General features: G+C 76.0%; 16 protein-coding genes and 1 tRNA gene. 14 read left to right on the top strand and 3 right to left on the bottom strand.

Translation table 11 applies throughout. The features are described from left to right. The first annotated feature begins 106 nt into the window (after positions 1–106). The 5 genes from RSE42_RS05990 (at position 107) to RSE42_RS06010 (ending at position 4,101) form a co-directional block, all read left to right on the top strand. Positions 107–1,159 carry an aldose 1-epimerase gene (locus tag RSE42_RS05990; protein ID WP_415298193.1) on the top strand — a complete coding sequence of 351 codons (1,053 nt, stop codon included), beginning with the start codon at positions 107–109 and terminating at the stop codon, positions 1,157–1,159. Positions 1,160–1,221: 62 nt separating this feature from the next. Further along, positions 1,222–1,295 (top strand) — tRNA-Met (locus RSE42_RS05995). 199 nt (positions 1,296–1,494) lie between these two features. Further along, on the top strand, positions 1,495–2,373 hold the full coding sequence (locus RSE42_RS06000; protein ID WP_076405159.1) for an ABC transporter substrate-binding protein: 879 nt from the start codon (positions 1,495–1,497) through the stop codon (positions 2,371–2,373). 7 nt (positions 2,374–2,380) lie between these two features. Beyond that, positions 2,381–3,310, top strand: a complete 930-nt coding sequence (locus RSE42_RS06005) for an amino acid ABC transporter permease (protein ID WP_085388326.1) — start codon at positions 2,381–2,383, stop codon at positions 3,308–3,310. Then, positions 3,307–4,101: an amino acid ABC transporter ATP-binding protein gene (locus RSE42_RS06010; RefSeq protein ID WP_415298196.1), complete on the top strand. Its 795-nt coding sequence runs from the start codon at positions 3,307–3,309 to the stop codon at positions 4,099–4,101. The genes RSE42_RS06005 and RSE42_RS06010 overlap by 4 nt, the downstream gene beginning before the upstream one ends. A gap of 51 nt (positions 4,102–4,152) precedes the next feature. Here RSE42_RS06010 and RSE42_RS06015 read toward each other — a convergent pair whose 3' ends face one another. Next, positions 4,153–6,354: a protein kinase domain-containing protein gene (locus tag RSE42_RS06015; RefSeq protein WP_415298198.1), complete on the bottom strand. Its 2,202-nt coding sequence runs from the start codon at positions 6,352–6,354 to the stop codon at positions 4,153–4,155. Between the two features lie 95 nt (positions 6,355–6,449). On the opposite strand from RSE42_RS06015, the gene RSE42_RS06020 reads away from it, so the two are divergent. From RSE42_RS06020 to RSE42_RS06030, 3 genes are all read left to right on the top strand, one after another. Then, complete coding sequence (locus RSE42_RS06020; RefSeq protein ID WP_415298200.1) at positions 6,450–8,453, top strand: thioredoxin domain-containing protein; 2,004 nt, start codon at positions 6,450–6,452, stop codon at positions 8,451–8,453. A 66-nt stretch (positions 8,454–8,519) separates the two neighbouring features. Continuing rightward, positions 8,520–8,996 carry a dsRBD fold-containing protein gene (locus RSE42_RS06025; protein ID WP_194228702.1) on the top strand — a complete coding sequence of 159 codons (477 nt, stop codon included), beginning with the start codon at positions 8,520–8,522 and terminating at the stop codon, positions 8,994–8,996. Then, the gene (locus RSE42_RS06030) at positions 8,993–9,274 is read left to right on the top strand and encodes an acylphosphatase (protein WP_354806002.1); all 282 of its coding nucleotides are present in this window, start codon (positions 8,993–8,995) and stop codon (positions 9,272–9,274) included. The genes RSE42_RS06025 and RSE42_RS06030 overlap by 4 nt, the downstream gene beginning before the upstream one ends. Positions 9,275–9,321: 47 nt before the next feature. On the opposite strand, the gene RSE42_RS06035 is transcribed toward RSE42_RS06030, so the two are convergent. Beyond that, positions 9,322–10,443, bottom strand: a complete 1,122-nt coding sequence (locus tag RSE42_RS06035; protein WP_415298202.1) for a M15 family metallopeptidase — start codon at positions 10,441–10,443, stop codon at positions 9,322–9,324. 193 nt (positions 10,444–10,636) lie between these two features. Here RSE42_RS06035 and RSE42_RS06040 point away from each other — a divergent pair, with 193 nt between their 5' ends. After that, the gene (locus tag RSE42_RS06040; protein WP_415298204.1) at positions 10,637–11,767 is read left to right on the top strand and encodes a DUF2235 domain-containing protein; all 1,131 of its coding nucleotides are present in this window, start codon (positions 10,637–10,639) and stop codon (positions 11,765–11,767) included. A gap of 33 nt (positions 11,768–11,800) precedes the next feature. Further along, positions 11,801–12,343 carry a DsbA family protein gene (locus RSE42_RS06045; protein ID WP_415298206.1) on the top strand — a complete coding sequence of 181 codons (543 nt, stop codon included), beginning with the start codon at positions 11,801–11,803 and terminating at the stop codon, positions 12,341–12,343. 103 nt (positions 12,344–12,446) lie between these two features. Here the strand turns inward: RSE42_RS06045 and nhaA are convergent, their stop codons facing one another. Further along, on the bottom strand, positions 12,447–13,862 hold the full coding sequence (gene nhaA / locus RSE42_RS06050) for a Na+/H+ antiporter NhaA (protein WP_076405167.1): 1,416 nt from the start codon (positions 13,860–13,862) through the stop codon (positions 12,447–12,449). Between the two features lie 393 nt (positions 13,863–14,255). On the opposite strand from nhaA, the gene RSE42_RS06055 reads away from it, so the two are divergent. From RSE42_RS06055 to RSE42_RS06070, 4 genes are all read left to right on the top strand, one after another. Next, positions 14,256–14,735 (top strand): nucleoside deaminase, encoded by a 480-nt coding sequence (locus tag RSE42_RS06055; RefSeq protein WP_043658278.1) that lies wholly within the window; start codon positions 14,256–14,258, stop codon positions 14,733–14,735. A 59-nt stretch (positions 14,736–14,794) separates the two neighbouring features. After that, complete coding sequence (locus RSE42_RS06060; protein ID WP_415298208.1) at positions 14,795–16,270, top strand: NCS2 family permease; 1,476 nt, start codon at positions 14,795–14,797, stop codon at positions 16,268–16,270. 102 nt (positions 16,271–16,372) lie between these two features. Beyond that, positions 16,373–17,674 (top strand): gephyrin-like molybdotransferase Glp, encoded by a 1,302-nt coding sequence (gene glp, locus RSE42_RS06065; protein WP_415298210.1) that lies wholly within the window; start codon positions 16,373–16,375, stop codon positions 17,672–17,674. Next, entirely contained in the window at positions 17,671–18,120 is a 450-nt protein-coding gene (locus tag RSE42_RS06070) for a molybdenum cofactor biosynthesis protein MoaE (RefSeq protein ID WP_415298212.1), read from the top strand. Before glp ends, RSE42_RS06070 begins: the two co-directional genes overlap by 4 nt. The last annotated feature ends 49 nt before the right edge of the window (positions 18,121–18,169 follow it).

Raw genomic sequence — 18,169 nt, forward strand, 5'->3', positions numbered from 1 at the left:
GCCACGGACGGGCGGGGACACCAGCGGGTGTCCCCGCCCGTCCGTCGTCTGCGGCCGTCCGGGACGGAGTTGTCATTTCCCGCCCCGGGCGGGAGGATCGCTCCTCGTGACTTCTGCAACGGTTTGCAGCAACGCTTTCAGCGCGGCGGGCGACGACACCACGACCGTGCCGGCGGTGCGGCTGCACCACAGGTCTGGCGCCGAGCTCGTGGTCGCGCTGCGTGGCGCCGCCGTCCTCGCGTGGCGCGCCCCCTGGCGCGGCGCCGACGGCGTCGAGCGCGTCGAGGACCTCGTCGACGGGTACGCCGACGAGGCGGAGGTCGCCGCGCACGACGCCGCGCGGTCGGCGCTCATGGCGCCGTTCGTCAACCGCCTCGCGGGCGGCGAGTACGTGTTCGACGGCGTCCGGCACCGCGTCCCCCCGGTGCTCCCCTGGGAGCCGCTCACCATGCACGGGTTCGCGCGCACGCTCGACTGGGCGGTCGTCGAGGGCGCGGGGGAGGACGGGGTCGCCGCGCGCGGCACGGTGGCCGTCGACGGGGTCGAGCGGGAGTCCGTGACGCTCCGGACGGTCGTCCACGCCGACGCGCACGCCGGTTACCCGTTCGCGCTCGTCCTGGAGGTCCGGTACGTCCTCGGCGCCGGCTCCGTCGACGTCATGCTGCGCGCCCGCAACGTCGGGACGACCGCGGCCCCCGTCTCGCTCGGCTGGCACCCCTACCTCCGGGTCCCCGGGCACGGCACGGTCGACGCGCTGGAGCTCACGGTGCCGGCCCACCGCGCCGTCGTCACCGACGCAGGGATGCTCCCGCTCGCGGGGGAGGCCGCGTTCGGGGCGATCGACGGCGTCGGCCCGCTGCCGCTCGCGGGCGTGCGCCTCGACCACGCGTTCGCCGACCTTCGGGTCGACACGGACGGCCGCGCGCGCACGGTCGTGCGCGACCCCGCCACGGGGCAGGGGCTCGCCGTCTGGCAGGAGCGCGGCCTCGTGCACGTCTACACGGGCGACGGTCTGGCGCGGCGCGGCCGCGCGGCGATCGCCGTCGAGCCGGTGGAGACGCTGACCGACGCGTTCAACCGTCCCGACTGCGCCGCCGACGTGCGGCTTGAGCCGGGGGCCGTCCGGGAGTTCACCTTCGGGGTCGAGGTCCTGGCGTGACCCACGTCTCGTCCACCCGATTTGGCCTGGTCCGGAACCTCACGTAGAGTAGTGATCACCGACGCGGGGTGGAGCAGCTCGGTAGCTCGCTGGGCTCATAACCCAGAGGTCGCAGGTTCAAATCCTGCCCCCGCTACTCCTGAGAGGCCCTCGGTCAGCAGAAATGCTGACCGAGGGCCTCTCGCTTTGTCCCGTGCGCGGGCGGTGTCCTCGTGCTGTGACGCGCCCCACCCGGCCGAGGCGCGGGCGGGGGAAGCCACGGCCCACGGCCCGGCGTTATCGTCAGTGGCCGGCGCCCACCACTCCCGCGGGCGCCCGACACCCGGAAGGTCACCATGCGCCGTCTGCGTCCCCGTCCCGCCGTCCTCACCGCCGTCACGGCGGTCGCCGCGCTCACGCTGGCGGCCTGTTCGTCGGGTGCCGACGACGGCGGCGACGCCGCGAGCCCGAGCGAGAGCGCGTCGGGCGACGCGCAGTGCGAGCCCGGTGCGCTCCCGACGCTCACCGACGGCGTGCTGACCGTCGGTGCGGGCGAGCCGTACTCCCCGTGGTACGTGGGGGAGCAGGACTCGGGCGAGGGCTTCGAGTCGGCCCTGATCTACGCCGTCGCGGACCGCCTGGGCTACGCGGCCGACGACGTGGTGTGGGAGACGGTGACGTTCGAGCAGATCATCAGCCCGGCCGTGAAGCCGTTCGACGTGGCGGCGTACCAGACGTCGATCACGGACGAGCGCAAGCAGGCCGTCGACTTCTCGAGCCCGTACCTCACGACGCGCCAGGGCGTCATCGTCATGGAGGACGGCCCGTACGCGGGCGCGACGACGCTGGCCGAGCTCGACGGCGCGCGCATCGGGGTCACCGCCGCCCAGACCAGCCTCACGCTCGCGGAGGCCGCGTGGGGCGAGGACGCCGACATCTCGCCGTACAGCGCTGCGGGCGACGGCATGCAGGCGCTGCAGTCCGGAACGATCGACGCGATGGTCATGGACGTCGACCAGGGGGTCGCCGCCTCGACCGAGTACTTCCCGGACTCCGTCGTCATCGGCACCCTGCCGGACGAGGGCGTCGTCGAGCAGTACGGCCTCGTGCTGGACCTCGGCTCGGAGCTCACGGACTGCGTGTCGCAGGCCGTCGACGACCTGGAGGCGGACGGCACGCTCGCCGAGCTGCGCACGACGTGGCTCAAGTCGGACGACATCCCCGTCCTCCAGTGACCCGGCCATGACCGTGCCCGACGACGCGCGCCCGCCCGGAGGCGTCGGGTCGCCCGACGCCGTTCCGGCCGCCGCGTGGTCGCCGTCGCCGCTCGCGCTCGACCGGGCTGCGTTCCGGCGTGCGCAGCGGCGGCGCTCGCTCCTGGTCGCGCTCGTGAGCACGGTGCTCGTCGTCGCGGCGGTCGTGCTCGTCGTCGTGAACGCACCGGGCTGGGAGCGCGCGCGGACCGCGTTCTTCGATCCGGCGATGGCGTGGGAGTCGCTGCCCGCGATCCTCGAGGGCCTGTGGCTCAACCTGCGCGTGTGGGTCGTCGCGGGCGTCGTCGGCACGGTGCTCGGGCTCGGCCTCGCGGTCGCGCGCACGAGCCGTATCCCGGCGCTGTTCCCGCTGCGCGCGTTCGCGACGGTGTACGTCGACCTGTTCCGCGGCGTGCCGCTCCTGCTCGTGCTGCTGCTCGTCGGGTTCGGGCTGCCGGCGTTGCGGCTGGAGTGGCTGCCGACGTCGGGCGCGTTCCTCGGCGCGCTCGCGATCGTCCTCACGTACACCGCGTACCTCGCGGAGGTGTTCCGCGCGGGCATCGAGTCGGTGCACCCGTCGCAGGTCGCGGCGGCGCGCTCGCTCGGCCTCACGCGCGCGCAGACGACGCGGCGCGTCGTGCTGCCGCAGGCGGTGCGCAACGTCACCGCGCCGCTCGCGAACAACCTCGTCTCGCTGCAGAAGGACTCGGGCCTCATCTCCGTCCTCGGCGCCGTCGACGCGATCCGCGCCGCGCAGATCGCGACGACGGGCAGCTACAACTTCACGCCCTACGTCGTCGCGGGGATCCTGTTCTTCCTCGTGTCGTTCCCGCTGACGCGCGCGGTCGACGCGTACCAGGCGCGCCGCGGCTGGGGCCGGTCGCTCGCGACGGTGAGCGGAGCGGGGGACATCCGATGAGCGCGTCCGCGACGTCCGGCGCGATCCCCCAGGACGCGCGTCACCTGCTGTCCCTGCGGGGCGTGCGCAAGACGTACCCGGCTGCGGGCGCCCCGGGCGGGCGGCGGGTCGTGCTCGACGGCATCGACCTCGACGTCGACGCCCACCGGTGCGTCGTGCTCGTCGGGTCGTCCGGCTCGGGCAAGTCGACGCTGCTGCGCGTCGTCAACCTGCTCGACGAGGTCGACGACGGCCAGATCCTGCTCGACGGCGAGGACGTCGCCGACCCGCGCCTCGACGCGAACCGCGTGCGGGCGCGCATGGGCATGGTCTTCCAGGCGTACAACCTCTTCCCGCACCTCACGGTGCTCGACAACGTGACCCTCGCACCCCGGCTCGTGCACCGGCGCTCGCGCGACGAGGCCGAGGCGGCAGCGGTCGAGATGCTGGGTCGCGTCGGGCTCGGGCACAAGGTGACGTCCTATCCCGACCAGCTTTCGGGCGGCGAGCAGCAGCGGGCGGCGATCGCGCGCGCCCTCGTCAAAGGCCCCGAGCTGCTCCTGCTCGACGAGGTGACGTCCGCGCTCGACCCCGAGCTCGTGGGCGAGGTGCTCGACCTGCTCGCCGAGCTGCGCGCGGAGGGCCGCACGATGCTCGTCGCGACGCACGAGATGGGGTTCGCGCGCCGCGTCGCCGACGAGGTGTGCTTCCTCCACGAGGGCCGCGTCCACGAGCGCGGCACGCCCGAGCAGGTGCTCGGCGACCCGCAGCGCGAACGGACGCGGGCGTTCCTCCGCCGCCTCCACGCCTGACCCCGCCCCTCGGGACCGCGCCCAGCACCGCCGACCCGGCCCGAACCCCGGTCAGCCGCGCAGCACGAGCACGACCGTCGCAGCGACCGACGCGCAGGCGACGAGGACGTACGGCCACGTCCACGTGCGCTGCCCGGCGACACGCAGCACCACGGCCACCGCGAGCGCGGCCAGGGCGAGCACGGGACCGTCGACGAGCGGGGCCAGGTCGACCGAGACGCGCAGGGTCTCCAGGAGCTGTGGCGGCAGGGGGACGAACGGCTGGCTCTGGCGGGCTGCGCCGTCGGGCACGAGCCACAGCGTGCGCAGCACCGCCAGGACCGCGAGGACGCGCGGCAGGGCGCGCAGGAGCGCGCCCCCGACCCGGGCGCGGTCCCAGGACGACGACGCGGCAGGTCGGACGGGCCGTGCGGACCGTGCGGCGGACGCCGGGGCCGCCTCCTGGCGCGGCGCCGACGTGGCCGCGGGCGTGCCGGCGGCGCGCGGGCCCGGGGTGCTCGCAACCGCCGCACCGGTGATCCGCGGCCGGACGGACTCCCGACGCACGGCGGGCGACGGCGGCGTCGGGCCGAGGTGCCGGACGGGGCTCCGACGCGGCGGGACCGACGGCGGGACCGGCCGGCCGACCTGCGTGGCGACGAGGTCGGGGGAGTCCACGACGCGGGTCCGTCCGACCGCAGGCGGGACCGGCTCCGGCCGGGGTCGCGCCGACGGACCGCGGCCCAGCGTGGAGACCCGCTGCACGGGCACCGGCCAGGGACGCGGGTCCGGGGAGCCGGACGCCGGCACCGGGACGGGGCCGTCGGTCCGCGACCGCGAGCCCCGGGCCACGGGCTCGGCGCCGGAGCCCGGCACGGGGAGCATCGGGTGCGTCGGGCGACGGTACTCGCGCCACCCGCGCAGGGTGTCGGCGTGGCCCGCGGGCGGTGCCGCGGCCTGCCACCGCATCGCCTGCCAGAGCCAGTCCTTGAGCTCCGCCGGGGTCCGGCCGTCGGCCACGTGCGCGCCGATGCTCGCGACGTGGTCCGCGATGACCTCGGCGGCCGCGCCGTCGAACCCGTCGCCGTGCACCTCGGCCAGCACGCTCATCAGCGTCGCGTCGTAGACCAGGGCGTGCCACGGCTCCCGGACGCGGGCCGCGTCGGCCGCCCTGCCGACCGGCGAGACCTCCGTCGCCCGCTCGGCCCGGACGGGTGCGCCGGTGGCGGCGGCCAGCCCGGCGACGGGGCCCAGCGCGCGCTCGGCCGCGGTGGCGCCGTCGGCCACGATCCGTGACGTGAGGAGCAGGGTGTCGTCGGGGGAATCCCCGGCGAGCCGGGCGCGCAGCACCGCGACGACGCTCTCGAGCGCGGGGCGGTGGTTCGGCTGGTAGCGGGTCGCCGACAGGATGAGGTCCTGCAGGTGGGGGTCGATCTCGGGCAGCTCGGCCGGGGACGGGGCCGGTTCCGTCCCGGCCGGCACCCCGACCAGGTCGTCCGGGACCTCCCGCACGAGGTCGGCGGCCTCGAGGTCGCGGCCGAGGAAGTTGAGGTCCGCCGGCACGACCCCCGTGGTGGCGAAGATCAGGAGCAGGCCGAGCGCGTACACGTCCGAGCGGGGGTGCACGCGGCGGGCGAACAGCTCCGGCGCCATGTACGCGAGCGTCCCGACGGGTTGGGTGGACGTCGCCGTGTCGAACAGCTTGGCGATGCCAAGGTCGATGAGGACCGCCCGGTCGCCGTCGACCATGATGTTGGCGGGCTTCAGGTCGCGGTGCACGCAGTGCTGCTCCTGCAGCACGAGCAGGGCCTCCGCGACGTGCGAGGCCAGCCGCAGCGCCTGGCGTCCGTCCAGCGGGCCCGACGCGCGGACCTGCTCGCGCAGCGTGGTGCCGGGGACCAGCTCCATGGCGAACCACGGCTGGTCGTCGTCCAGGCCCGAGCGCACGAACGCGGGGAAGCCGCGCCCGCCCACGGCCTCCAGCAGCCTCGCCTCCTGCGCGAAGCGCTCGCGGGAACCCTCCTGGAGACCCGTGAGCACCTTCACGGCGACCTCCGCGCCGTCCGCGTCCGTCGCGCGGTAGACGTGCGCGAACCCGCCGTGCCCGAGCACGTCGCCGAGGGTGAACGGGCCCTTGCGGTCACCGCTCGCCGGCACCTGGCGGACGGGCCGGCGGGGCAGCGGCGCGGGGCCCGGCCCGGCGTCCGGATCGGCGGCAGGTCGGACGGGGACGTCGGTCGCCACCGCGAGGGCGGGCTGCTCGGGGCCGGGCATGGGCGCAACGTTACAAGCGCGCCGCTCCGGGACGGAGCAGACAACTCCGACGGCCCGGGCCGCGAGCGGCGCGTCGACCTGGGAGGCTGGACGTCATGGTCAACCGTCTCGCCGCCGCCGTGAGCCCGTACCTGCGCCAGCACGCCGGCAACCCGGTCGACTGGTACCCGTGGGGCGCCGAGGCGTTCGCGGAGGCGCGCCGCCGGGACGTGCCGGTCATGGTCTCGGTCGGGTACGCCACGTGCCACTGGTGCCACGTCATGGCGCGCGAGAGCTTCTCCGACCCGGACATCGGCGCGCTCCTCGCGCGCGGGTTCGTCGCGGTGAAGGTCGACCGCGAGGAGCACCCCGACGTCGACGCGAGCCTCCTCGCCGCGGCGAGCGCGTTCACCCCGGACCTGGGGTGGCCGCTCACGGTGTTCACCACGCCCGACGGTGCCCCCTTCTACGCGGGCACGTACTGGCCGCCCGTGCCCGTGGCCGGGCGACCCGCGTTCCGGGACGTGCTCGACGCCGTCGCGCAGGCCTGGGAGCAGCGGCGCGACCAGGCGGTCGAGACGGGGGACGCGATCCGCGCGGCGCTGCGCGACGCGGCGGCGGGCCGCCGGACGGGCGTGCCGCGCGCGGCCGCGACGGCGGTCGACGGCTCGGGGGCGTCCGGCGGCGCGGACGCCGGGCCGGTGGCCGACCTGGCCGAGCACGCCCGCCGGGTCGTCGAGCGGCTGGAGGCGGCGGAGGACCGCGTGCACGGCGGCTTCGGGGGCGCCCCCAAGTTCCCCGTCGCCCCGACGCTCGAGCTCCTGCTCGACGTCGCGGCGTCGTCCGTCGTCGACCCGGAGGTCGCGCGGCGCGCGCTCGTCCTCGTGGGACGCACGGTCGACGCGATGGCGGCGAGCCCGCTGCGCGACGTCGACGGCGGCTTCTTCCGGTACGCGACCCGGCCGGAGTGGTCGGAGCCGCACTACGAGCGGATGCTCTACGACAACGCGCAGCTGCTCTCGGCCGCGACGACGCTCGCCGTGCTGCGCCGGACCGGGCCCGTGGACGGACCGCTGCGCACGCCCGCCGAGGCGCCCGGCACGCCCGACCCGGGCGAGGTCACCGCCGAGGTGGCGGGCGACGTCGGGCGCTTCCTCCTGCGCGTGCTGCGCCTGGCCGACGGCGCGTTCGCGAGCGCGCAGGACTCGGAGTCCGTCGTGGACGGCGAGCGCGTCGAGGGCGGGTACTACCTGCTCCCGCCGGGCGAGCGCGCGCACCACGAGCCGCCGCCGCTGGACACGAAGGTGCTCACCGGGTGGAACGGGCTCGCGATCGAGGCGCTCGCCCGCGCCGGGCACCACCTGGCCCTGCCCGACCTCACGGACGCCGCGCGAGCGGCCGCCGACCGGCTGCTCGCGACCCACGTCCGGGCCGACGGGTCGCTCGTGCGCGCGTCGGAGGGCGGGGTCGCCTCGGCCGCCGTCGCGACGCTGGAGGACCACGGCGCGCTCGCCGCGGCGCTCCTCGTGCTCGGAGGCCTGACCGGGGAGGCTAGGTACGTGCGCGAGGGCCTGCGCCTCGTCGACGCGACGGTCGGCCCGGACGGCGACCTCACGCCCCCGCAGGGCACGGACCCGGTGCTGACCGACCTGGGGTTGGCCGCCGGTGCGGCGGCCGACCCGTCGGAGGGCGCGGTGCCGTCGGGCACGACGGCGGCCGCCCGGGCCACGCTGCTCGCCCACCTCGCGACGGGCGAGCCGCGGTACCGGGACGCGGCGCTCGCGCACGTCGGCGCGTCCGCCGCGGCGAGCGAGCACCCGCTCGGCGCGGCGGGGGTGCTGCGCGTCGCCGTCGGGCTCGCGGAGCCGCCCCACCAGCTCGTGGTCGTCGCCGACGCCGACCGGCGGGAGGGGTTCCTCGCCGCCGCGCGCGACTGGTACCACCCGGGCGCGCTGCTGCTCGCCGCGACGCCCGACGACGCCACGACCCTCGCCGCCGACGGCGTCGCCCTGCTCGCCGACCGCGGGCCGGGTGCCTACCTCTGCGCGGACTTCGTGTGCCGGCTCCCGGTGCACGACCCCGCGGCGCTGCGGGACCAGCTCGGCGCCCGGACACCCTGAGACCGGGGGTGCAGCGCACTCCCGGCGGTCGCATGATGGGAGGACGGTGCGGCACGAGGAGGAGCCATGAGGGCATCGGTCGGGGACAGGATCGTGACCGCCTCGGGCGTCGTCGGCGGGGCGGTGCGCGACGGGGTCGTGGTCGAGCTGCGGCACGAGGACGGCTCGCCGCCGTACCTCGTCGAGTGGACGGACACGGGCGAGCGGACGCTCGTCTACCCGGGGTCGGACAGCTACGTCGAGCACGTCCCGGGAGCGGAGACGGGCGACGGCACGGACACCACGAAGGTGTGGCGCGTGCAGGTGAGCGTCGTCGAGTCGGAGGGCCGGACGACGGCGGAGGCGGTCCTCGTCGCGGAGACGCCCGAGCACGTGCGGACCGTCGGTCGGGCGCGGCGCGACCCGCACGACCGCGACGTCCCGCTCATCGGCGACGAGATCGCCGTCGGGCGGGCGCTGCGCCGGCTCGCGGACCGGCTGCTGGACGACGCCGAGTCGGACATCGCGTCGTCGACGGGCGCCCCGGCGCACGTGCACCAGTGACGCGGCCGGGCGAGGGCGCGGCACCCGGTGCCGCGGACGCCGCCGTGCGAGCGCGCGTGCACGGGCGCGTGCAGGGCGTCGGCTTCCGCTGGGCGACGCGCGAGCGGCTCGCCGCACTCGGCCTCGACGGCACCGCGACCAACCGGCCCGACGGCACCGTCGAGGTCGTCGCGTCCGGGGCGCCGGACGCCGTCGACCGCCTCGTCGCCTGGCTGCGCGACGGCCCCACGCCGGGCGACGTCACGCACGTCGACGTCGAGCGGGCGCACGCCTCCTGAGGACCCGCCCCGGCGCTCCCGCGGTCCCGGCACGACCGGCGGCGGGCTCAGCCGTCCGCGCGGGCCAGCACGGACTCCCAGTGCCACGGCTCGGGGACGCGCCCGTCGGGCTCGGCGAAGTCGGGGTGCGTCCACCCGTAGGTCTCGGCGTTCTGCTTGAGCCACTCGTACTGGGGGGTGCCGAACGCCTGGACGCCGCCGCCCAGGTCGACGGCGAACCCCAGCCCGTGGTTCGAGCACCCGGGCGGCGCCGCGATGGGCGACGACGGGTCGTACAGGCCCTGCTGCTCCTCGAACGTGCGGTACGAGGAGTTGATCGTCAGGTGCACGCCGAACCGCTCGACGTACGCGGCGTCGAGGGCGACGAGCCCGTCCAGCACGTCGGCGCGCACCCGGTCGCCGGGCGACCACGGGATCGGCGCGAGGGCGAAGTCGGGCACCCGGCCGCCGTCGGGGTCCCACACCTGGTCCGGCGCCGGGCACGAGACGGCGTCCTGCGCGACCGACGTCTCCTCCGTCGACGTGCTCACGACCCCCAGGCCTGCCCCCAGGTCGAGCACCGCCTGCTCGAGCGCCGCGAGGTCGTCGCCCGCGAGCCCCGCCTCCGCGGCGTCGTCGGCCGCGGCCGCGGTGTCCAGCGCGTCGCGCAGCCGGGCCCGGACCGCCTCGTCGGCGCCGAGGCCCTCCGTCGCGGCGTAGATCTTCTCGCCGAGCTCGCGGGCGGTCGCGAGGCTCGCGCGCGCCGCGCTCACCTCGCCGCGCGCGTGGTCGAGCATCGAGGCGTGCACGGCGTCCGACGCCGAGACGAGCGACCGGTCCGCCGCGTCCGTACCCGTGGTCATCCGGTCGAGGAACGGTGCCGTGAGCAGGGCGCGGGCGTCGTCCACCTCGGTCGTCAGCGCGGCCCGTACCGCCGGGTCGGCGACCTTCCCGTCCGACGCCGCGAGCAGGTCCTCGGCGGTCGCGGTCCGGTCGGCCAGCGCGTCGTACTCCGTGTCCCGGTACCAGGCGAACGCCCCGCCGCCCCCGCCGAGGACGAGGGCGAGCGCCACGACGGCCGCGATCCACGCGGCCCGGTGCCGGTGCGGCTCGCGCGCGTGCCGACGCTCCCGGCCACCCGGCGGGTGGTCCGCGGGGTCGGCGGGCGGGGCGGTGCTCGTGGCGGTCACACCGCCAGAACCTACGGCACGACGACGACCGCCCCGGACGGATCCGGGGGTGCGCACGGACACGCTCACGGCTTGCTCACGAACCCCGACCGGTCCGTGCGTCGGCGGGCGCCGTCGTGCATCAGCCGGAGCGCGACGACCCTCCCCAGATGGTGTCCCCGACGCGCCGCCGGGGGCGGATCGAGGAGGGGCCATGAAGCGGCTGGTGCTGTGCTGCGACGGCACGTGGAACTCGCCGGTGAACGCGAGCGTGTCGAACATCGAGAAGATCGCGCGCTCGGTCCGCACCGGCATCGGACCGGACGGCGTCCAGCAGATGGTGTTCTCCGTCGAGGGGGTCGGGGCGCAGGGCTACCTCGTCGACCGGCTCCTCGGCGGGGCGTTCGGGTACGGCCTGACGCGCAACGTCGTCGCGGGGTACCGGCACCTCGCGCTCAACTACGAGCCCGGCGACGAGATCTACGTCTTCGGGTTCAGCCGCGGCGCGTACACGGCGCGCAGCGTCGTCGGCATGGTCGCGACCGTCGGGCTGCTCACCCAGGACGCGCTCGCGCGCGACCACCTGTGCGAGGCCGAGGACGTCTACCGCGACCGCGACGCCGCTCGCCGGGCCGAGCGTGCCCGCACGTTCCGCGCCGCGTACTGCCACGACCACGTGCCCGTCGCGTTCCTCGGGGTGTTCGACACGGTAGGTGCGCTCGGCGTCCCCGGGCTGTCGCGCCGCCGCAGCCGGTTCCACGACCTGCGTCTGTCGACCGACGTCCGGTGCGCCCGCCAGGCGCTCGCCATCGACGACCGCCGCATCACGTTCGAGCCGTGCCTCTGGGACGTGCCCGTGGTCATGGCGTCCCGGGTCAAGCAGGTCTGGTTCCCCGGCGGGCACAGCGACGTCGGGGGCGGCGCGCGGGCGCGCGCCCTCTCGGACACCGCGCTGCTGTGGATGCTCGGCGAGGCCGTCGCGCGCGGTCTCGTCGTCGACGAGGAGCGGCTGCGCGCGCAGCTCCACCGCGACGACGAGCTCGTCTGCCGCGTCCGCCCCGGGCTGCTCTTCGGCGCGCTCAACCTCGTCAAGCGCCTGCACCACCGCCCGCGCTTCCGCGGCGCGCTGCGGGTCCTCGCGGGCGTCCCGACCCCGCCCGAGACCGTCGACGCCGTCTTCCTCGCCGAGACGGCCGTGACGCTCAGCGCCGACCCCGCGTCGGTCTACGCGCGCCACGCGCGGAACCTCGGCTGGTGGCGCGACAGCGCGGGCCCGGACCTCGCACGCGTCGTCGAGCCGGTGCCGGGCGCCGCCCAGGAGACCCGGCCCCTCGCCCTCGCCTGACCACGCGCGCCGCCCCGTGCCATGCTGGGCAGCGTGAGCGAGCAGACCCCCGACCGCGTCCCGGCCGCGCAGCTCGTCCCCGCCGACGCGCACGTCCTCGGGGACCCCGCCGCGCCCGTCACCATCGTCGAGTTCGGCGACCTGGAGTGCCCGTACTGCGCCGCCGCCGCCCCGGTGCTGCGGCAGGTCGTCGAGTCCTCCGGCGGCCGGGTGCGCCTCGTGTTCCGCCACTTCCCGCTGTTCGAGATCCACCCGCACGCGCTGTCGGCCGCGCTCGCCGTCGAGGCGGCCGCCGCGCAGGGCAGGTTCTGGGAGATGCAGGCCGCGCTGTTCGCGCACCAGGACCAGCTCGGCGAGGCCGGGCTCGCCGAGCGGGCCGAGGAGCTCGGGCTCGACGGCGCGTCGGTCGTCGGGGACGCGGCCCAGCAGCACGCCGCCCCGGTGCAGCGCGACTACGCCGACGCGCTCGCGGTCGGCGTGCAGGGCACCCCGACGCTCTTCGTCGACGGCGTCCGCTACCGCGGCCGCGTCACCGCCGAGGGCCTGCGGGCCGCGATCGCCGCCGCGCGGTCGTAGGTCACCGCGCAGGGCCCGAGCGCCCGGCCGGCCGGACCCCGGCCCGCGCCGTGCCGTGCCGCGCCGCGCCGCGCCGTGCCGTGCCGTGCGCTCGGGCGCGCGGTCACGTGGTCGCGGGCGGGTGCCAGGGGAGCGGCGGGAGCTCGGGCGGCGGGCCGTCCGCGCCGGGCGAGCACAGGGGCCAGCGCTCGCCGAAGAGCCGGAGCGCCACGGACCCGAGCACGGCGGCGACGAGCGAGCCCGCGAGGATGCCGATCTTGGCCTGCTCGACGAGCGCCTCGTCGTCGAACGCCAGCTCGGCGATGAAGAGCGAGATGGTGAACCCGATGCCGGCGAGGATCGCCCCGCCGAGCAGGTGGGAGTACCGCACGCGCCCCGGCAGGTCGCCGAGGCCGAGGCGCAGGGCCAAGGTCGCGGCCCCGAAGATGCCGACGGCGTTGCCCACGACGAGCGCGACGGCGACGCCGATCGTCACGGGCGACGTGGCCGCCGCGCGCAGCGACTCGCCGTCGAGCTGCACCCCCGCGTTCGCGAGGCCGAAGACGGGCACGACGACGTACGCGCTCCACGGGTGCAGCACGCGCTGGAGGCGCTCGCTCGTGGGCACGGCCGCGCGCGCCGCGAGCTCGGTGAGGTGCTCACGCTCCGCCGTCGTCTCCTGCGCGAGCCGCTTGGCGTACTTCGGCACGACGGCGACGTCCACGGGCCGCGACGAGCGCGACGGCACGAGCAGGCCCACGAGCACGCCCGCGAGCGTCGCGTGCACGCCCGACGCGTAGACCGCGCCCCACAGCGCGATCCCGGCGAGCGCGTACGGCGCGAGGCGCCAGACGCCGAGCCAGCGCAGCACGAGGATCACGACGACGAGCGCGGCGGCGACGAGGAGGCCCGGGAGCCAGAGGTCGTCGGTGTAGAAGAGCGCCATGACGGTGATGGCGCCGATGTCGTCGACGACGGCGAGCGTGAGGAGGAAGAGCCGGAGCTGGTCGGGGCAGCGCGGCCCGAACAGGGCGAGGATGCCCACGAGGAACGCGGTGTCCGTCGACATGACGATGCCCCACCCGTGCTCCGCGGGAGACCCCGCGTTGAACGCGACGTAGATGAGCGCGGGGACCGCGAGGCCGCCCAGCGCACCCAGCGCGGGGACGGCGACGGTGCGGCGGTTGCGGAGCTCGCCGCTCGTGACCTCGCGGTTGATCTCGAGGCCGATGACGAGGAAGAACACGGCCATCGCGGCGTCGTTGACCCAGTGGTGCAGGTCCATCTCGAACGCCCACGGCCCGACGCGCCAGCCCGCCTCCGTGGACCAGAGCGCGTCGTAGGCGCCCGACCACGCGGAGTTCGCCCACACGAGCGCGACGACCGTCGCGGCGAGGAGCAGGACGGCGCCGCCCGCCTCGGTCGCGAGGAACGAGCGCAGCGAGGGCGCCACGGGGCGGAGCTGGAAGCGCAGCGGCGGGCCCGGCCGGGCGGGGACGCGGACGACGGGGAGGGACGACGGCGGAGCGGGCTCGGTCACTGGGCCTCCGGGTGGGTCGGGACGGGGCGACGCCCCGGGCGTCGGACCTGCGCTGGGACAACTCTTCCGGGCGGCAGATCCTTCCGCAACAGTCCTCGCGGGGGGCTCCGGGCGCGGACCCCCGGTGGCTTCGTCCATATCGTGGAAAAGTTCTTCCGAAACTCTTGTGGCGTCGGTCACGCGCTGCTAGCGTCGTGCGTGCCAACGGCGGGCCCGGGCCGAGCGACACGCTCGGTGGTCGACACGTTCGATCCGACACCGGCAGCTACCTACCCGGCGGACGTGACAACTCGCCTGCAGCGGCCCGCCGGCCGCCTCCTCCCGGCTCACCGACGAGCCCGGACGCCGGAGGCGGAGCACCCGGCGTCGCTGCCCGAACCGTGGAGACTCACCATGGACACTCTTGTCGTGGACACCGCACACCTGGACCGAGCCGTCGCCCTCGCGGTCGACAGCGTCGCGCACGCCGGAGGACCCTTCGGCGCCGTCCTCGTCACCGCCGACGGGCGGGTGTTCGAGGGCAACAACCGGGTCACGCAGGACAACGACCCCACCGCGCACGCCGAGGTCACCGCGATCCGGCGCGCGTGCGCCGCGCTCGGCACCTTCGATCTCACGGGCGCGACGCTCTACTCGAGCTGCGAGCCGTGCCCCATGTGCCTCGCGTCCGCCCTCTGGGCGCGCGTGCACGCCGTCCACTACGCCGCCGACCGGTACGACGCCGCGCGCGCCGGCTTCGACGACGCCGCCTTCTACGACTTCTTCGACGCCGACCCGGCCGACCGGGTCATGCAGGTCGTGCACGAGCGCACGGCCACCGCCACCGCGCCGTTCGACGCCTGGCGCGCCCTCGAGTCCCGGGTCGAGTACTGACCGGCCGCGCGGCCGGTCAGTACCTCAGGAAAGGGCACAAGGACGTGACTCTCCTCGGCATGCGGCGGGAGACCGCCGGGAACGACGACGCACGCGGCACCGGACCGGCCCCCGGCCGGCTCGACCGCTTCTTCCGGATCACCGAGCGCGGCTCGACCGCCGGGCGCGAGCTCCGCGGCGGGCTGGTGACCTTCTTCGCGATGGCGTACATCGTCATCCTCAACCCCCTCATCCTCGGCGGGACGAGCGCCGAGAACGCGCCCGTCGACGTCGCGGGCGGGTGGCTCCAGACGGCGCAGGTCGGCGCGATGACCGGCCTCGCCGCCGGCGGCCTGACCATCCTGTTCGGGCTCGTCGCGAACCTCCCGTTCGCGCTCGCTGCCGGGCTGGGCATCAACTCGTTCCTCGCGGTCGCCGTGATCGGCGACGTGACGTGGCCCGAGGCGATGGGGCTCGTGCTCGTCAACGGCCTGCTCATCGTGCTGCTCGCCGTGACGGGCGCGCGGTCGGCGATCTTCAACGCCGTCCCGCGCCAGCTCAAGGCCGCGATCACGGTCGGCATCGGCCTGTTCATCGCGTTCATCGGGTTCGTCGACGCGGGGTTCGTCACGCGCACCCCGGGCGGGCCGCCGGTCCAGCTCGGCGACGGCGGGTCGATCACCTCGGTCCCGACGCTCGTGTTCGTCGTCGGGCTGCTCACCATGGGCGTCCTCGTGGCGCGCAAGGTCAAGGGCGGGCTGCTCATCGGGCTCGTCGTGACGACCGTCGTCGCGATCGTCGCCGAGTCCGTGCTGCACCTCGGCCCGGCGTCGGAGACGAACCCCGGCGGCTGGCACCTCACCGTGCCGGCGATGCCGAGCTCGCTCGTCTCGGTGCCCGACCTCAGCCTGTTCGGGCAGCTCTCGTTCGGCGCGTTCGACCGGATCGGGGCGCTCGCGGCGACGATGCTCGTGTTCACGCTGTTCTTCACGAACTTCTTCGATGCGATGGGCACGATGACGGGGCTCGCCAAGCAGGGCGGCCTCGCCGACGCGGACGGCAACTTCCCGCGCATCAAGTCGGCGCTCGTCGTCGAGGGCGTGGGGGCGGTCGTGGGCGGCGCGACGTCGTCGTCGTCGAACACGGTGTTCGTCGACTCCGCGGCGGGCGTGGGCGAGGGGGCGCGGACGGGCCTCGCCTCGGTCGTCACGGGCGGCCTCTTCCTCGTCGCGATGTTCCTCACGCCGCTCACGGCGGTGGTGCCGATCGAGGTCGCGAGCGCGGTGCTCGTCGTCGTGGGCGCGATGATGATGGGCCAGATCAAGGAGATCGACCTCACCGACTTCACGGTGACGCTGCCGGTGTTCCTCACGATCGTGACGATGCCGCTCACGTACTCGATCGCGAACGGCATCGGCATCGGGTTCGTCACGTGGGTCCTGCTGCGGACCGCGTGCGGGAGGGCGCGCGACGTCCACCCGCTGCTGTGGGTGGTCGCGGCCGGGTTCGTCGTGTACTTCGTGCGCGGTCCGCTCACCGCGGCCGTGGGAGGCTGAGCCTCGACATCGACCGCACGGCCGACGGGTCGCCCGCTCCTGGGGGGTGGCCCGTCGGCGTGCGGGGAGCGGGAAGGGCGAGGCATGGCAAGAACAGCACGGGTGAGCGTCGACGAGCACCGCGCGGACGTCGCGGCCCTCCTCGCACCCCTCGTGGACGCGGCCCGACGCCGCACCCGCACCGAGGACGTCGACCTCGCCGACGCGCTGGGCCGGGTCCTCGCGGGCGACCTCGTCGCGCCCGTCGCCGTCCCGCTGTTCCGCAACGCGCAGATGGACGGGTACGCCGTCCGCGCCGCGGACGTCGCCGACGCGCGGGCGGACGCGCCCGTCCGGCTGGTCGTGGTCGCCGAGATCGCGGCGGCGCCGGGCGCCCCGCCCCGGCTCGCGCCGGGCACGGCTGCCCGCATCATGACGGGCGCGCCCGTGCCCGAGGGGGCGGACGCCGTCGTGCCCGTCGAGGACACCGCCACCGGGACGTTCGCCCGCACGCCCGCGGGCACGGCGCGCGCGGGCGTCACCGACCCGGCGGCCGGACAGGCCTCCACGACGCCGACCGACCCGGAGCCCGTCGAGGTCCGGGTGCCGCGGGCGGCGGGCGACTTCGTGCGCGAGGCGGGCTCCGACGTCCGCCCGGGCGACGTCCTGCTGACCGACGGGACCGTCCTCGCGCCGCACCACCTCGCGGCCGCCGCGGCGTGCGGGGTCGGGCGCGTCCGGGTCGTCGCGCGGCCGCGGGTCGCGGTCCTGTCGACGGGGTCGGAGCTCGTCGGCCCGGAGGAGGCCCCGGGGCCCGGGCAGGTCTTCGACGCCAACGCCGACGCGCTCGGCGCCGCCGTGCGGCGCGCGGGGGGCGACGTGGTGCTCACGGCCCGGTGCGGCGACGACGCCGAGCGGTTCGTCGCCGTGCTCGCCGAGGCTGCTGCGGTCGCGGACCTCGTCGTGACGTCGGGAGGCGTGTCGCAGGGCGCGTACGAGGTGGTCAAGGACGTCCTCGGCGGCGGTGCGTCGTCGGACGTGACGTTTCGCTCCGTCGCGATGCAGCCGGGCGGGCCGCAGGGGTTCGGCGCCGTGGACGGAACGCCCGTGCTCACCTTCCCGGGCAACCCGGTGAGCGCGCAGGTGTCGTTCGCGATGTTCCTGCGCGAGCCGCTCGAGAGGGCCGCCGGGCTGCCCGGCGCTGAGCGCGTGCGCACGGCGGTCCTCGCCGAGCCGCTGACGTCGCCCGCGGGCAAGCGGCAGCTCCTGCGGGGCGCGACGGGTCCGGGGGGCACGGTGCGCGTCGTCGGGGGAGCGGGCTCCCACCTCGTCGCGTCGATGGCGCGCGCGGACGTGCTCGTGGACGTCCCTGCCGACGTGACAGAGTGGGACGCCGGGACCGAGGTGGAGGTGCGGGAGCTGTGACGCAGGACTCGGACGGCGGCGCGCCGCCCACGGACCCCAGCCGTGTGACGACGGACGTGCTCGACGACGCCGTGTCGCGCGCCGTCGAGGAGGCCGTCGGGGGGCCCGAGTGCGGGGCGGTCGTGACGTTCCGCGGCGTGGTGCGCGACGTCGACGGCGGTCGGGGCGTGACGCGGCTCGACTACGAGGCGCACCCCGACGCCACGGCCGTGATCCGGCGCTGCGTCGCGGACGTGGCGACCGAGACGGGGCTGCGGGTCGCCGCGGTCCACCGGTACGGCAGCCTGGGGATCGGCGACGTCGCGCTCGTCGCGGCGGCCGCCGCGGGCCACCGCCGGGAGGCGTTCGAGGCCTGCTCGCTGCTCGTCGAGCGCATCAAGGCCGAGGTGCCGATCTGGAAGCGCCAGCACTTCGACGACGGCGTCTCGGAGTGGGTCGGGCTGTAGGACCACGCACCGGACCGCCGGCCGGACGACGAGAGGCGAGAAGTGGCCC

The organism is Cellulosimicrobium sp. SJTW-1 (genome assembly GCF_047716875.1).
In the GTDB taxonomy this organism is placed as follows: Bacteria; Actinomycetota; Actinomycetes; order Actinomycetales; family Cellulomonadaceae; genus Cellulosimicrobium; species Cellulosimicrobium funkei.

Bases quoted from the DNA above. Each gene is read 5' to 3' on its own strand.
- RSE42_RS06025 (WP_194228702.1), top strand. From the start codon at position 8,520: ATGAGGGCATCGGTCGGGGACAGGATCGTGACCGCCTCGGGCGTCGTC.
- RSE42_RS06010 (WP_415298196.1), top strand. From the start codon at position 3,307: ATGAGCGCGTCCGCGACGTCCGGCGCGATCCCCCAGGACGCGCGTCAC.
- RSE42_RS06060 (WP_415298208.1), top strand. From the start codon at position 14,795: ATGCGGCGGGAGACCGCCGGGAACGACGACGCACGCGGCACCGGACCG.
- RSE42_RS06000 (WP_076405159.1), top strand. From the start codon at position 1,495: ATGCGCCGTCTGCGTCCCCGTCCCGCCGTCCTCACCGCCGTCACGGCG.
- RSE42_RS06015 (WP_415298198.1), bottom strand. From the start codon at position 6,354: ATGCCCGGCCCCGAGCAGCCCGCCCTCGCGGTGGCGACCGACGTCCCC.
- RSE42_RS06005 (WP_085388326.1), top strand. From the start codon at position 2,381: ATGACCGTGCCCGACGACGCGCGCCCGCCCGGAGGCGTCGGGTCGCCC.
- RSE42_RS06055 (WP_043658278.1), top strand. From the start codon at position 14,256: ATGGACACTCTTGTCGTGGACACCGCACACCTGGACCGAGCCGTCGCC.
- RSE42_RS06020 (WP_415298200.1), top strand. From the start codon at position 6,450: ATGGTCAACCGTCTCGCCGCCGCCGTGAGCCCGTACCTGCGCCAGCAC.
- RSE42_RS06040 (WP_415298204.1), top strand. From the start codon at position 10,637: ATGAAGCGGCTGGTGCTGTGCTGCGACGGCACGTGGAACTCGCCGGTG.